10 protein-coding genes are annotated in these 16,058 nt (G+C 46.9%); 6 read left to right on the top strand and 4 right to left on the bottom strand.

Going from position 1 to position 16,058, the window contains the following annotated elements; genetic code table 11:
- Positions 1-2: 2 nt before the first annotated feature.
- The gene (locus H6F93_RS18375; protein WP_190683558.1) at positions 3-1,907 is read right to left on the bottom strand and encodes a carbohydrate porin; all 1,905 of its coding nucleotides are present in this window, start codon (positions 1,905-1,907) and stop codon (positions 3-5) included.
- A 335-nt stretch (positions 1,908-2,242) separates the two neighbouring features.
- Here H6F93_RS18375 and H6F93_RS18380 point away from each other — a divergent pair, with 335 nt between their 5' ends.
- Positions 2,243-3,022, top strand: coding sequence for a hypothetical protein (locus H6F93_RS18380; protein WP_190683561.1), 780 nt, complete (start codon positions 2,243-2,245; stop codon positions 3,020-3,022).
- Between the two features lie 143 nt (positions 3,023-3,165).
- On the opposite strand, the gene H6F93_RS18385 is transcribed toward H6F93_RS18380, so the two are convergent.
- Positions 3,166-3,927, bottom strand: a complete 762-nt coding sequence (locus H6F93_RS18385) for a hypothetical protein (protein ID WP_190683563.1) — start codon at positions 3,925-3,927, stop codon at positions 3,166-3,168.
- 675 nt (positions 3,928-4,602) lie between these two features.
- Between H6F93_RS18385 and H6F93_RS18390 the strand changes: the two genes are divergently transcribed.
- The 3 genes from H6F93_RS18390 to H6F93_RS18400 all read left to right on the top strand — a co-directional run bounded on the left by H6F93_RS18390 (position 4,603) and on the right by H6F93_RS18400 (position 10,245).
- Positions 4,603-6,279 (top strand): cellulase family glycosylhydrolase, encoded by a 1,677-nt coding sequence (locus tag H6F93_RS18390; protein WP_190683568.1) that lies wholly within the window; start codon positions 4,603-4,605, stop codon positions 6,277-6,279.
- 500 nt (positions 6,280-6,779) lie between these two features.
- On the top strand, positions 6,780-8,909 hold the full coding sequence (glgX, locus tag H6F93_RS18395) for a glycogen debranching protein GlgX (RefSeq protein ID WP_190683572.1): 2,130 nt from the start codon (positions 6,780-6,782) through the stop codon (positions 8,907-8,909).
- A gap of 226 nt (positions 8,910-9,135) precedes the next feature.
- Positions 9,136-10,245: a tetratricopeptide repeat protein gene (locus H6F93_RS18400; protein WP_190683575.1), complete on the top strand. Its 1,110-nt coding sequence runs from the start codon at positions 9,136-9,138 to the stop codon at positions 10,243-10,245.
- Positions 10,246-10,375: 130 nt separating this feature from the next.
- Here the strand turns inward: H6F93_RS18400 and H6F93_RS18405 are convergent, their stop codons facing one another.
- Together H6F93_RS18405 and H6F93_RS18410 are read right to left on the bottom strand one after the other, a co-directional pair.
- On the bottom strand, positions 10,376-13,084 hold the full coding sequence (locus H6F93_RS18405) for a hybrid sensor histidine kinase/response regulator (RefSeq protein WP_190683579.1): 2,709 nt from the start codon (positions 13,082-13,084) through the stop codon (positions 10,376-10,378).
- A 761-nt stretch (positions 13,085-13,845) separates the two neighbouring features.
- Complete coding sequence (locus H6F93_RS18410; RefSeq protein WP_199313790.1) at positions 13,846-14,016, bottom strand: hypothetical protein; 171 nt, start codon at positions 14,014-14,016, stop codon at positions 13,846-13,848.
- 419 nt (positions 14,017-14,435) lie between these two features.
- Here H6F93_RS18410 and H6F93_RS18415 point away from each other — a divergent pair, with 419 nt between their 5' ends.
- Entirely contained in the window at positions 14,436-15,395 is a 960-nt protein-coding gene (locus tag H6F93_RS18415) for an orange carotenoid-binding protein (protein ID WP_190683582.1), read from the top strand.
- Between the two features lie 312 nt (positions 15,396-15,707).
- Entirely contained in the window at positions 15,708-16,040 is a 333-nt protein-coding gene (gene frp / locus H6F93_RS18420) for a fluorescence recovery protein (RefSeq protein ID WP_190683585.1), read from the top strand.
- Positions 16,041-16,058 lie beyond the last annotated feature (18 nt).

The raw sequence follows: 16,058 nt of genomic DNA on the forward strand, positions 1-16,058 counted from the left end.
GGCTACAAGCTGCCCCTGGGTGTAACGTCAAATTCAGTCCGAATGCGGAATCCAGCGATCGTCTCAGAGAAACCATCGATCTGCTGGAGGGTGAAACCCAGTCGCAGATTAGGCAGCACGCTGAAGTCATAAAACAGCTCTGCCACATCAGGAATGTCGCGATTAGAACGGCTCCGCAGTGACTCGTTAGACAAACCGCGACCGTAGGCTAGCCCCAGGCGATCGTTTGGCATAAACAAGTCCAGAAATGTCACGCCACCGCTGTAGGTATCGCCACTCGCATCCAGGTCACGGTTCTCGTAACGTCCGTAACGAGCAAAAATTCCCATATTTAGCTCAGGGACAAAGATTTCAGCGTTGACTCCGTAAGACTCCTCGCGGTCAGACTCGCGCAGCCCAAACTCGCCATCGCCCCGGTCAACGTCAAAAATCTCGTTAAATCCGCTGTCATTCCCAGCATCGCTGCCTGTGGCATAGGTGCCTCGGATAATCGCATTTCCTAACCAGAAGGCAACTTCTCCAGCAAATCCGTCCAGGTCAAAGTCACCTATGTTACGGGACGACGAAAACACAGCAGCTCTAGCTTCGATGTTGTCGGTCAGACTCCAATTGACGAGTGCCGCAGGGCGAGAACCAATGCCCGTCGCGGTCAACGCTGGGTTCGTTTGAAACACCGGGTTAAAGAACTGACTTGCCCCATCTTTGGCAAAACTGTTGCGATCAAAGTAAGAGGTCAGGTCAAGTTGTCCAATCACAAACCGCAGGTTGGGTACATCTTCCAGCGATGCCGCCAGATACAGTTCGTTGATGCTCAGCCCGCCATCTGGCGAATCGGTCAGCGCATCCCCTTCCGTCAAGTCGAGCGTCGCGCCTGCCTGAAGGTTTGGCGTAATCGGATAAACTGCCCGCAGTCGCGCCCGCGCCGAAGATTCACTATCCTGAAAAATGTAAACACCTTGCAGGGTAATCGAGGGTGGTGTGAGTGCCGTACTGCGAAGTAAAGAATTTTCTCCTGAAGCCTGTGAGGTGAGCGATTCACCTGGAGGCGTTAGCTGAGCCGCTTGACTGGCAACGGGTGCAGTCGTTGGAAGCGTAGGGCTAGCAGCGACGCTGGGCAAAACTTGGTTGATTTGCGCTGCCTCAAAAGCAGAAATTGCAGCCGTATTGCTGGATTGGTCAGGCGTAAAGAGCCTACTTCCTACGTCGGTTGTAGCAATGGCGGTTGAGGCAATGGTGGTTGGAGTAGCAACAGTTGGAGTAGCGGCAGTTGGGGGAACGGGAGCGATCGCCCCTGGCATAACTGATGTGGGCTCAACCCCCGTCTCTGCTGATACAGGTGGCACCATCCCAGGTGTGGGAACGGGAATGGCGATCGCCGATTCATTTCCCGTCGATTCAGTCGCAGTTTCAGTTGCAGTTTCATTCGCCGATTCAGGGGACGCTGTAGCACCCGTCATCTGCGCGATTAACTCATCTTCAGTTTGGTAGTCAGATTGAGGATCAGATTGGGAAGGTGTGGGAGATCTCCAGGCAGGCACCGTGACCGCAGCTATAGGAGCTGGAGCGGGTGGTGCAGTACCTGCTAAATTTGAGTCATTTTCGTCAGCAAATCGGTTTAGCGTCTCGTCTGTCGGCAGTGCCGCAATGTGAGAATCACTTTCTGCTGATTCGGCTACGCCTTTAGCCTCTGCAATGACCACTGTTGTTTCAGAATCAACCAATGAATCATGATCAGTTGCAGAATCAGAGCTTGACTCATCCAGAATTGCATCAGGGATGGGAGCGGCATTTGCTTTTCCTAAAGAAAAAGTTGAACCTGTAAGAAAACCGAATTCAAAGCAAACAAAATAGGCACCGGAAAACAATAAAAAGTTGAGGAGGACAGACTTAAAAAGTCCGACTTTCATTGGGGTCTTCACTCCTAAAGATCGTGTGAAAACAGACCCACTCAGAGGTAGGCTAGCTGTTTAATCTGCTGTGCAGTTTGATGGTTAAGGCTTAGTCTGTGGCTTACACAGGAAGGTCGAGGCTAGTGTGGAGATGCGTGGAGATGCTGCCAGTACCCTGTGTGATTTGGCAATTCTGTGCCAAACTTCTGTCTCTCTTGCCAAGGATTAATCTTCCATCAATACTTACGCAAATACCCTGTGTAATCCGGTTAATTTTGTGCCAAACTTCGGCTAGTTTGCTGAGGTTTTAATCAGCATTATTTGCTTGCACCAATCTAATCTGGCGATCGCTTATGTTCCTGAATCAAACTAATCCTACAATTTCCCACCAAATTCAAGCTGTTTTGAGGATTCAACAGCGAATTGTGTGTTTAACCGTAGTGCTGCTAGCAGTACTTCTAACGACTGGATGTGCTCAACCCATCAGTAGGTTTAGCCGATCATCCGAACCGGCCGTCCCACAGCTAGAGGTTGAGCGGATAGACCCATTTGGGCAACCAGGAGGATACAGGGTGACAGGCAGCACAAATCTACCTGACCAGACACAAATCACAATTTCTGCGATTCGCTATCTGCAAACCTCAGGTCAATTGATCGCTAATTCTGGCTCCTCTTACTCGGTGTTAGCCCGACAATTTGCGCCCGTTGAACAGGGAAGGTGGGAAGCCAACCTTACACTCTGGCAAGTCGCCCCAAACGGCAAGTTTCAAGAGGTTTGGCAGCTAGATCAGGGCAATCTAGGAGTGCAGGTTCAGCCCGACCCAAACGTGACTTTCCTAGTGACGCTTGATCCGGCAAATCAACCTGCAACATTACAAGACCAGTTAGAGAGCCAGGGTGAAACTTTAACAGGGAGTTTAGTGCAATTCAATGCAGATGGAGAGCTATATCTTCAGGCGAGCAAGACCCTAATTGTTGCGTTGCCCACTGGTGGTACAACTCCTCCAGTCAGTCAGACAGATGGTGAAGCGAATTCAACGTCATCGAGCTTAGAAGCCACTAGTGCCAGTCCACCAGCACTTAGCCCAACTCAAACAGATGCTCCGATCTCATCCGACGCTTTTCTACGTTAACTCCATCACCACCACGCGGGCACCTTGCCCGCTAATTGTCATTTATCACTTATCACTTGTTACTTGTTAGAAACCAGTAGCCGATGACCAATGACTAACAGGCGAAGCATCTAAACAGTTGCTTCGCCCGACCATTATTAACACTAAGCAGCTCCAGATTTGTAAGACACCGTAACAGGTGAAAGTGAGTTAGCTGGAATTGCGCCAACCGTTTGCAGCTCTTCGATTTGAGCCATTACTTGCTTGAGGTGGTCAATCAACTCATTCACCTGTTTTGGCTCTGCAGCATGAGTAGACTGAGGCACAGAGGCAACCCCTTGCTTCATAGCGGACGTGGGCTGAGCATAGTGAGTAAAAGTGGGTGCCGCAGAATGAGATGCCGCTTTGGAGGCTTGAGCATTTGCGTCAAACCTGCCAGAAGCGATCGCCGTTTCTAAGGGCTCAGTCGGATCATCATCTTCCACCGTCCGAACTGGATGCCCTGAAGGAGCAGAAGCAACGGGTTGAGCATTACCCTCTTCTACTTCATCTTGCAGAAAATACTGTAGCCCAGCAGCGTTTAAGCGCTTTTCAGAAAACTGGAGAGCTTCGATTTGAGCCTCTTTTTCCTGCAAATCACGCTGTAGAGAGGAAACCTGATCTTCGACTTCAGAAGACTTGCGCGAAGACTGGCTCCAACCCAATGCCGAGATGGTAGCAACACCCATTCCAAGACTCATCACCGTTGCAATGCCCAGGTAAGGAGCAGCCAAATCTTTGACTTCACCGGAGAACACGGGTTCGTCCTCAAGGTGAATATCCACTGGTTCGGAACCTAGTACGACCAATGGCAAAGTAGCGGCGGCAAAAACTGCACCTGACAGCATTACGGCTGGTAGCACGAAGCGTTGGAGTGGTGTAGTCATAATCTAATTCCTACTAAACAGAGGGGGGAATCGTTTTTCAATTTGGCGGCAGCAATACTCGATTGAAGTATTACTGCGGAACAACAGAATTACTGAAGTTTTGTTGCCTTTCCATCCAAGTTAAACGTAATCTCCGTAAACAACCGTATAGACCTAGTAAAGTCCGAGGCAGTCCTGTAAAGTCAAAATGAACTTTCCTAACAATAAGATTGCGATCGTTGCAGACTATTTCTTAAACTTTTTCCTCTTCCAAAAAACTTTTCACATTCACTTAAAGGAACAGTAAAATCAGCCTTCTAGCACCCATTTCAGAGTGTTTTAGTACGCTTAAGTACTTAGCCTTAAATACCTTTCAAAAGAGAAATATCCAGCTTCAGAGATTTAGCTATTTCGGTACAATTACTGTTAGATCAGTACCCATCTGTATCACCCTTCAAATGCAGCAACTCGGAATCTAGCAATCCTGCTTATATGTCTGAGATGTAGAGGTCTAAGATATAGAGGAAGTGGCACTTTTTGGGCGATCGCCCGTCTTGCTACATAAACTTGCAGAACCTACATTTGCCAAGTTCAACAAAACTCGCTTAATAAGATAGATAGCTTCATTCGCGCTTACTTTTGGGTGCAGCTCCAGATTGACCGACCCATTCCTAAAAGATAAGAGCAGCACTCGCCATGATTCCCCCAATTCATCGCTCAACCCCAAATCGTAGCCGAAGATGGACACCCTTAGCCCAACAAATCTGGCTAGGACTTCTATCAATGGTGCTGTGGATGGGGCTATCGCTGAACTTCCATGCTCCAATGACCGTTACCGGAGCCACTACTCCGATCCAGCTACCTCTATCCACTCGTGGCGCTGAAATTGTGGATACCAGAGGACAAGCCGTTCTACTGAGAGGGGTCAACTGGTTTGGCATCGAGACTGAGATGCAGGCTCCTCACGGGCTATGGCTGAGAGACTACAAAGAGATGCTGGCGCAGATCCGCAGCCTTGGTTATAACACCATTCGCTTACCCTACTCCGTCCAGTCACTTCGGGCAGACAGCATTGCTGGTGTAGATTTCAGCATCGGCAGCAACCGTGAGCTAGAAGGCAAAACACCTCTAGAAGTGATGGATCTGGTAATTCAAGAAGCTGAGCGTCAGGGGTTATTAATCTTGCTGGATAGCCATCGTCTCAACAATCAAAGAATTCCAGAACTGTGGTACGGCGACGGCTTCACAGAAGCTGATTGGATTGACACCTGGACAATGCTCGCTAGACGCTACCGGAATCAGCACAACGTGATTGGGGCTGACCTGAAAAATGAACCGTATGGTCGCGCCAGTTGGGGAACAGGCGATCGCGACACTGATTGGCGCTTAGCCGCGGAACGAGCTGGAAATGCTATTCTGGAAGTCAATCCCGATTGGCTAATTGTTGTTGAAGGCGTACAAAACAACGTCCCCGGACAACGACTTGCCGACCACTGGCAGGGCGGCAACCTGGAAGGCGTAAAAAACTATCCTGTCCGTCTGTCTGCCCCACGCAAACTGGTTTACTCGCCCCATGAATACGGTGCTGGGGTATTCAATCAGCCCTGGTTTTCAGAACCCAATTTTCCGGATAACCTCTACACTCGCTGGGAAACAGGCTTTCATTACATCGCCACCCAGGGTATTGCTCCTGTCCTAGTGGGAGAATTTGGCGGACGGCAAATAGACGCAGAATCTAAAGAGGGCATTTGGCAGCGGCAGTTCGTAGACTACCTCAATGACAATAGCCTCAGCTTTACCTACTGGAGTTGGAACCCCAACAGTACTGACACAGGCGGCATTCTGCAAGACGACTGGCAAACAGTTGAGACTCCAAAACAAGAACTATTGAATCAGCTTTTAGAGACTGCGACCTCGACTTTTGGTCTAGAGCCTTCTCCTGATTTGCCTGCTGGCGATCGCCCCTCCTCCCCTCCATCCTCTTTTAACTCATCTTCTAGGTCTGCTTCTCCCCGAAGTTCCTCCAATCCTGTGTCCAGCCCTGCTATTGCCAGTGCATCGGGCAGCCTAACTGCCAACTCCCTCATTCAATCGGATTGGGAAACTGGTTTTTGTGTAAGTTTCCGAGTCACAAATCGAGGCAACACCAGCACCAACAACTGGCGATTATTGTTTGAGATGAAAGATGCCGCCATTACTCAAAGCTGGAATGGCTCTTTTAGTCCCACTGGTTCAGCCTACGAGGTCATTCCCCCGGATTGGGCAACGACGATTCAGCCTGACCAGTCTGTAGACTTGGGGTTTTGTGCTAACAAATTGGGCGATGACTACCTGCCACGGCAGACCAGAATTGTTGAGCGCACCAACCGATAAAGGACAAGCCCTACACCAATCCGAGATTTTGTAGGAACGAATACGTAATTTGGTTTAGTTCTTGTTCTAAAAATGCAATATCTTCCGTAAGAAGGATGGGGGAAGTCTTTTACACTTCTCCCACTTTTGTTTTAAAGCCCTGTAGCCTTTTATGACAACTCTATGACAACTTTATGACAATAGTTATAGAACAAACCTTCGCCTCATCCTTTACTCTGAAAACAATGCAAAAATTTCTGCCGAATTGAATGTACGCTACTTTACATAAGCGATTAGATCGTAGGCGATTAGATTATGAGATTAATAATGTGAAATCGCAGAGGACAGATTGCTTTAATAGAAAACCTTCCGAAAGATAGATGAATTTAAAAATGAGAGGTGAAGTGTAAAAGGTAATGCTTTAATTATTTCTCAGCCGCTTTATATCGATTAATCAGAATCAGTTAATTAGACCTTCAAGTTCAGTTCACCCTAATAGTAGATTTAGTTGGAGCCTATTTATGCACGTAGCGGTTTGGCCAGGTGATGTCTATCCTCTGGGCGCATATTGGGATGAAAAAGGCACAAACTTCGCCCTCTTTTCAGAAAATGCAACGGGCGTTGAGCTATGCCTATTCGATAAAGATGGCGAAGAAACACGAGTCTCTCTTACCGAAGTGAGTAACTTCGTTTGGCACTGTTATTTACCTGGGATTGGCCCAGGTCAACGCTACGGATATCGAGTACATGGCCCTCACGCACCTAGTGAAGGACATCGCTTTAACCCCAACAAACTGTTGATCGACCCTTATGCAAAAGCAATTGATGGTGAAGTAGGAAGTGGCCCAGAACTGTTCGGCTATGACTGGAACAGCCCTGACGAAGACTTATCATTCTCAGAACTAGACAGTGCCTCTCTGATGCCTAAGTCAGTAGTGGTGAATGAAATCTTTGACTGGGAAGGAGACAGGCTACTAAGAACCCCCTGGCACGAAACTATCATCTATGAAATGCATGTTAAGGGTTTCACAAAGTTACATGCTGATATTCCAGAAGAGTTGCGAGGCACCTACGCCGGACTAGCGCATCCGCTGGCGATCGAGCATCTTCAGCGGTTGGGGGTTACTGCAGTCGAGCTGATGCCGATTCATCACTTTCTCTCTCGTCCAGGTCACCTGGTTGATAAGGAACTGCGAAACTATTGGGGCTACGATTCGATTAACTATTTCGCCCCTTACTCCGGCTACAGTTCTAGCGGTGTGCTAGGAGAGCAGGTGATTGAGTTCAAGGAAATGGTTAAAGCGCTGCATCGAGCCGGAATTGAAGTGATTTTAGATGTGGTGTATAACCACACGGGAGAAGGCAACCATCTAGGTCCAACTCTATCTTTGCGAGGCGTTGACAACGTCAACTATTACCGTTTGGTTGAGGGTGATGCTCGCTACTATATGGACTTTACTGGGTGCGGCAACTCACTTTATATGCGTCACCCGCAGGTGTTAAAGCTGATTATGGATAGCTTGCGCTACTGGGTTGCAGAGATGCACGTGGACGGTTTCCGGTTTGACTTGGCTTCTGCTCTAGCGCGTGAGTTGTATGAGGTAAACAGCCTTTCAGCCTTTTTTGATTTAATTCATCAAGACCCGGTTTTGGCGGGAGTAAAACTGATCGCAGAACCCTGGGATGTAGGAACAGGCGGCTATCAGGTTGGCAACTTTCCGGTGAACTGGTCAGAGTGGAACGGTAAGTATCGAGATACCGTGCGTGATTTTTGGCGAAGTGAAGAAAGTACGCTGGGTGAGTTTGCCTATCGTTTCACGGGTAGCCCTGATTTATATTTTCAGATGAATGGACGGCAGCCTAATGCCAGCATTAATTTTGTCACGGCTCACGATGGTTTTACGCTGAATGATTTAGTTAGCTACAACGACAAACATAATGAGGAAAACGGGGAAGAAAGCCGGGATGGTGAGAGCCACAATCGCTCTTGGAACTGTGGTGTAGAGGGCGAAACGGATGACCCAGAAGTGCTGGATCTGCGAGAACGCCAGCGACGAAATTTTCTCGTTACATTAATGCTGTCACAGGGCATTCCCATGTTGTTAAGTGGGGATGAATTGGGACGCACTCAACGAGGAAATAATAATGCTTACTGTCAGGATAATGAAATTTCCTGGCTGAACTGGGACTTACAGGAATCAAACGAAGATCTGCTGAACTTTTGCCGGGAGCTGGTTTATTTTCGGCGACAACACCCCGTTTTTCGTCGGCGCAAGTGGTTTCAAGGGCAAGCGATTCACGGGACGGGCGTAACAGATATTAGCTGGCATAACCCTGATGGGGGTGAGATGACGCAAGAGCAATGGGATATTGGCTACGCCAAGTCAGTTGCCGTTTTTCTCAATGGACATCGAATTCCTAGTCCTGGCCGTCACGGTCAAAAGGTTAGCGACGACAGTTTCTTGTTGTTTTTTAATGCCCATTATGAAACGCTTGAGTTTAGCTTGCCTGCCGATTTTCAGAATGATCAGTGGACAGTAGACATTGACACAAAAGAGCCTCGCTTTGTGCAAGAGCAGCGGATCTTTACAGGCGAACAAACGGTGCCTGTTGTGGCGCGCTCGATTGCGGTATTACGACGCTTAGAATAAGCGATCGCAAACTAGCTAGTTGCTGCAAGATTCAGGAACCTATCCTGCTTCTATAGCAGTCCTAAATCAGTTGTAAGATGATCGGGTTGTGAGAAGCGTACTCCTGGGGGATGCATTTCTCACAACCTATTCTAGGGTGTCTATAGATCCAGGATTACTATGAAAGCAATCAAGATCTGTAACTAGCTATTACCAATCTGTCACTTACTTTATAAAGTAACTCTCTATGCGTCTTGTTCAATGTTTTTGTCTCTCCACAGCAGCACTATGGCTTTCTTTTGCTAACCCATTGCCATTAGAAAGCCCGTTTGCCATTTCCTTAGCTACAGCACAGACCACTTCCACCCCTGCAAGCCGGACCCAAGCCGATCGCCTCTTTGAACAAGGCACTCAGCAATATGAAGCGGGACAGTTCCAAGCTGCCATAGCATCTCTAGAGCAAGCCGTTGCTGCTTATCAAAGCCTTGGCGATCGCGCTGAAGAAGGAGCGACCCTCAACACCATTGGGTTGATTTACGGCAACTTAGGGGAGTACACCCAAGCGCTGAACTACTACCAGCAGGCACTAAGCGCTGCCGAGGAAGTAGGAGGAGTGATTGAACAAAGCATTACCCTCAACAATCTTGGATTGGTCTCCAGCACCTTAGGAGAGCATACACAAGCGCTGAACTATTACCAGCAGGCACTAAGCATTACCAGGGAGGTGGGCGATCGCACCGGAGAAGGCATCACGCTCAACAATATCGGACTGGCGCACAGTAACTTGGAAGAATATGCACAAGCGCTGAACCATTATCAGCAGGCGTTAAGCATTACCAGGGAGGTGGGCGATCGCGCGGGTGAAAGCATCACCCTCAACAACATTGGACTGGCTCACGATCGCTTAGGAGAGTATGCACAGGCATTAAATGACTATCAGCAGGCGTTAAGCATTACCAGGCAAGTAGGCGATCGCGTTAACGAAGGAACGATCCTCAACAACATTGGACTAACTTACCGCAACGCAGGACAGTATCAGAGCGCGCTGAACCATTATCAGCAGGCGTTAAGCATCATCAGAGAAGTAGGCGATCGCACGATGGAAGGAATGAACCTCGCTAGCATTGCTCACCTATTTGTACTGCAAAATCAAGTGGAGCCAGCCATCGACCATTATCAGCAGTCCGTCACAGTTCGAGAAGCAATTCGAGCTGATTTACAAATTTTTTCCCCAGCACAGCAGCAAGCTTTTGTAGAACGGATTGCTAGAGACTACAGAGCCTTTGCCGACTTGCTCCACCAGGAAGGACGAGCGGCAGAAGCCCAGGAAGTTTTGCAACTACTAGAAGCACAATAGCAGTAGAGCAAATGACAGGAACGTAAAATGCTTTAGTATTGCTAACTTTGAATATAGACTTGAGTGGAAGTGCTGTGCTTCCACTCAAGTCTATGCTTAGATTAAGCAACGCTAAACATGGGTATTAAGGTTAGCGATATGGAAGCAAATTATGCCTGGCTGACGCAACCTCATTAAAAATCCACTCTAGCTCCAGATATTTTTCTAGTAGAGCTAGCAGTTTTTCCAGGCTAACAGGTTTGGTCAACAGGGCATCAGAGCCTCGCTTCAGGACAGTATTTTTGGTAATGGTAAAGTTGCTGGCTGTCACAATGATCACAGGAATATTCTGGGTTTCCAGATCCTCTCTTAGACTTTGAACCACTGTTATTCCAGTATGGACAGGCATATATAGATCCAGCAGCAGCAAGTCAGGCTTGGTATGGGAAATGATGGATAGTGCCTCAGCTCCATCTTTTGCTAAAAGTAACTCAAACCCAAGCGGTTTCAGCATATTTAGCAATACCAAGCGGTTTGTCTCATCATCGTCTGCGATCAAGAGCTTGCGACGGGTTCCTTTGTAGCCAATGATTTGATTGACATTATTTGGGAAATCACCTCTGGAGTTCTCTTGCGTTGGAGTGACCATATTTTGATCTACTTGGGAAACGGTGTTTATTGTTGCAACAGTGCCTTCGGTCGATGGTGGAGTTACTGGCATTGCAACTGTACGCATCAATGGAAGCTTTAGATTAAATTCAAACACCGAGCCTTGGCCCAGCTCACTTTGGACACGAAGATCTCCGCCCATTAGTTCGACGAGTTCCTTGCTAATTGACAGTCCTAATCCCGTTCCCGCCGTTCGCTGCCGAAGATCTCCAACCTGTTCAAATGGCTCGAAGATTCTTTCAAGGTGATCTGGACTGATTCCTACTCCTGTGTCAATGACTGCAAACTGAACAGTAGCAGTTTCAACATCGGTCGCGAGATTTTCTGGGTCGAGCCTGCTAACTCGCAGCTTTACAGAACCTTGATTTGTAAACTTGACGGCATTTCCCAATAGGTTGAGTAAAACTTGTTGCAGTCGTTTTTGATCGGCATAGACTTGAGTTGGTAAATTTCCGTGTTCTTCAAGATTAATCGGCAAATTCTTCTCAACTGCATTGCCGCGAATGATGTGAATGACATCTTGAAGAAAATTAGAAAAGTTAAACTCACTTGGCTCCAGTGTTAGAGTTTGAGATTCAATTTTGGAGAAACCGAGAATGTCATCAATTAATCCTAGAAGATGAAAACCACTATATGAAATAGCTTCTAAGCCTTGAATTTGACCTTCTCTCGCATCCGGATTAAAGCTACGTGATTGCTCTAAATCTCGCTTGATGATTTGTGCGTATCCTAAAATACCGTTTAACGGAGTACGAAGCTCATGACTCATTTTTGTCAGAAATAAGCTCTTGGCTTCATTTGCCACCTCAGCTTTATCTTTCGCTATTGCCAGTTGTTGATTTGACTCTGCAAGCTCAAGGGTACGGTCTTCTACCCGTTGTTCTAGCGTCTCAAATGCGAACTTGAGTTGGTTTGACATGCTGTCAAAGGATGTTGCCAATTCTCCAACTTCGTCTGAGCGTTCAATATCGACTGTTTGTTCCCAGTCTCCATTGGCAATATCTTTCGCGGCCCGGTTAAGACGCAAGATAGGTTGTGTGATTCCACGCGCTGTGATGTAGCTGACCAGGACAGCAACACCCAAAGCAAAAAAGCAGAGGAGAATCGTGAGTCTGGTGTTAGCGTTAATTTGTGCCATGAAATCAGCCTCAGGCACCGCTACAACGATTAACCAGTCTAGTCCGTATTGATCTTGCCAGGGTCTCACCATCACAAACTGGCGATCGCCTTCTACCTCGGCAATGAGTCGCTCACTTTCCTCAATCTGATTCAAATCACCGAAGTTTTCCAGCAGAGCCGTTCCGATCGATTGAATGCCCTGGTCAGGAGTCGTGTCCAGTTGCAACCGTTCCCCGGATTCATTTACCAGGGTATAAGGTTGCTCCAAGTTAGAACTAGCTACCAGAGAGCCATCACGCTCCAGAATGAAAATTGATCCTGACTGTGTAATGTCAATCTCGTTCAGAAACTCGCTGATATCAGACAGCAGCAGATCTACTCCCAAAACACCTACCAGCTCACTACCTGAAGTGAAAACAGGAACACTCGCAGCAATGGAGATAAATTCAGGATAGTCTTCCCAAAGATAAATTTTGCTCCAAACTGAGGTACGGGCAGCAACAGGGTCTTGATACCAGGGATAATCGCGTGGATCGTATTCACCAGGAGGCAGAATTTCTTCGATTTCAGTGGGGTTACCCTCGTCATCGGTTTCATAAGTGTAAAGTGCCCCTTCGGTTGAGTCACTAATGACTTCGATGTTATATCCGTCTGTGTAAAGACCCGCCCCGATAAAGTTCCCTTCGACTCCACCAAAGTTGATGTAGCGGACGTTAAACACGTCTAGTTGCCGCCAAAACAACCGTCCTGTACCGATCGGGTCATCAAGGTTAATTTGCCCGACGGCGATCGCATCCAGGTTTGTTCCATTGATTTTGTGAGGAATGCTGAGGTATCCGTCCAGGTGAGTAGAAACGCGATCGCTAACCTCATCCTGTAACTGACCCACCAAGTTATTAACCGATGCTCGTCCATTAAGGAACGACAGGTAACCTACTGCACTGACGGCTAGAAAAAGCTGTACGACAAAAGGAACAGTCAAAATGACTTGTAGCGATGAGCGACTAGAACGCTTCAAATCAGCTTGATATGTCTTCTTTTTGGGGCTATGTCTCGCTATCTTCTGTAACATGAATCAACTCTGAAAAACTACAGGTGGATAACTATCGGAAGTCATCTCGCAAAACTAAACAGCACTCATTTCCAAGCGCAACGAGTACCTTTTTCCAAAGTCTTTAAACGAGATAAGTTGGCTCTTGCACCACAATTTCAGTTCTGCTCATCAAGGGGGAATGATGATTTATCTATGACGATAATCTACCGATATAAAAGGTAGAAATAGATTGGTGATGCACTATTTTCGTTTCCCTCAAATATCGACTTTGCTGATGCTCAAATCGAGGGAATTTTTGCCTCACTAAAATTGAGAGAGTAGCGACAACACAAAGTTGCAGCGATCAACAAGCGATCGCTTGAAGGACTATTTTGCAACCCACTGACGTAAACTACGGCAGCTTTATTCACATTCACAATTTGACAGGTAATGCAACCCTCGTTCAACGAGCTATCTAGCTCTCGGCAAATGCATACCGCAAAAGTGTTAAGTGAGATACAATCCTGTGATTGCTGTAAAGACTTTACGACCTTTGTTTAAAAATTCAAAGGTTCATCACTTTCAGCATAACTTAGTTGAACAATTAGGTTAAGGTCAAGGTAGTTTTTGAATTCTTCACGGTTATCTGCATTTTTCCACAGCAGATTTACTAATTTTCAAGCTGACTATGCTTTACTGAGTGGCTTCTCAAAACACTGTAAATCTTCAGGTAGTTTGCTGATTCATCGAGATTTAGCCTTAATCATAAAAACTCATGAGTTTCTAACTCAACACGAACTCTACTGTCCTGCACTTAAGATCTGTGCTGCAGTCAGGTGTAATTCGGGAAAATGAGGGGAAACAATTCGATCACTGCCCTGGTAAATCTGTTCTTCATACAGCCCGTCTACCCATTCCAGTACAGTCACTATTGTTAACATCGACCAGTTTATAGCGGCGGTCAGTGTCATCGCTATAGTTCAGGTAATCTTCTATCGTCATACCCGATCGGACTACAACGATTGCGATCGCCTCCTTTCCTCAAGCTGTGAATCAGCAGAATCGATTCTCAGGTTAAGAAACTGAGCTTTGCACCTCTCCTTCGACGACATTCTATAGCAGCCCTAGATCATGGGAGACATAGGGAAGCCTCTCGAAATTTATTTCTCCATTCTTCGATTAGAGAAAAAGCTTTATTCATCAACTGTTTCAGTTTTTGGAAGAGGCAGCGCGATCGCGGCAACTGCTCCTTCCTCAAGAAAAAAGTAAATATTTGTTAAATTTCGTAACAATTTCGTGATACTTTGTAACAAACAAAGAAAGCTGCACAGCTCAAGAGCTTCTCTGTTCTTTCCACTAATTGCAAATCCAGTAAGGTAGGTCTTTAAAGATGCCATTTACTATTGATTCAGCGCGCAGTATTTTCCCAAATACCTTGTCTGCTGATGCAGTACCCGCCACAATTGCTAGATTTAAGCAGCTTAGTGCCGAGGATCAACTGGCATGGACATGGTTTGCTTACCTCGAAATGGGCAAAACAATTACTGTTGCTGCTCCGGGTGCTGCCAGTATGCAATTTGCAGAAGCAACCCTGAATCAAATTCGGCAAATGACTTTTGAAGAACAAACGCAGGTCATGTGTGACCTAGCAAACCAGGCTGATACCCCAATTTGCCGTGCCTATGGCATGTGGTCTCCAAACATCAAGCTAGGGTTTTGGTATCAGCTTGGTGTATGGATGGATCAAGGAATTGTGGCTCCAATTCCAGCGGGCTACCAGCTCTCTGCTAATGCTTCCGCAGTACTGCAAGCCGTGAGAGAACTCGACCAAGGTCAACAGATTACCGTCTTACGCAACGCTGTGATCGATATGGGATTTGACCCAAGCAAGCTAGACGATTACACCAGAGTATCTGAACCTGTTGTGGCTCCAAAGGAAAAGTCTGCCAGAACTCCAGTCAACATTGAAGGCGTGACCAATCCCACTGTGTTGAGCTACATGGATAATCTCAACGCTAATGACTTTAAAGCGCTGATTGAACTATTTGCTCCTGATGGCGCTCTGCAACCTCCTTTCCAAAGACCCATTGTCGGTAAAGATGCTGTTCTTCGATTCTTTAATGAGGAATGCCAGAACCTCAAACTCATCCCCGAACGAGGTGTGGCTGAACCCGCAGAAGACGGTTATACCCAGATAAAAGTGACAGGTAAGGTGCAAACTCCCTGGTTTGGTGCGGCTGTAGGCATGAACATGGCTTGGCGGTTCTTGCTCAATCCCGATGGCAAAATTTTCTTTGTGGCGATCGACTTATTAGCATCTCCTAAAGAACTGTTGAATCTAGTCCGCTAGGTTAAAACCAAGAAGTTTCGGGTAGGGGCGAACGGTCATTCGCCCCTACCGATTGCATGGACTAAAGTATCAAATGTAGGTTGGGTGGAACAACGTGAAACCCAACGTTTGCCTAGATTCTGTTGGGTTCCGCTTTGCTTCACCCAACCCACGTTATATCAATGGTTTTTGGAGTTTTGTCAGGCAACCAGGCATCAGGATTTAAGGTAAGCGTAAAAAGGCTAGCTTCAATTTAGAAGTGAGTTTCCATAAACACATAAGAGTGCTTTTGCAAGCGGTACTCCATCATAAAATTTTGATTTTTTAGGGTTAATGATGCAAGTGAGTGATACCGAGTGGTCTAAGACTGAAAAGGAAGTTGCTCAGGTGGCTTTCAAAAGAGCCTACGAGCGAGAAATTGATGCTTTGATGAAGGGAGTCCGAGAAAAAGCGAGTGCGATCGCAACCCAGGATGACATCTGGCATCTCCATGATTTTTTGAGTGCCAAAAGACATGAGATAGACGGCAAATATGATTACAGATACTCTGTTTTAATTTTTGTCTTCGCTACTTTAGTGAGAGAAGGTTTGCTGCATCTAGACGAACTGGAAGGGTTAGGGGCAGATAAACTCACCAAAATTGCAGCGCTTACTCGCATGGGCTAGATACCAACATCTGAAGGG

This window comes from Leptolyngbya sp. FACHB-671, from assembly GCF_014695745.1.
Taxonomy (GTDB): domain Bacteria; phylum Cyanobacteriota; class Cyanobacteriia; order Elainellales; family Elainellaceae; genus JAAUTN01.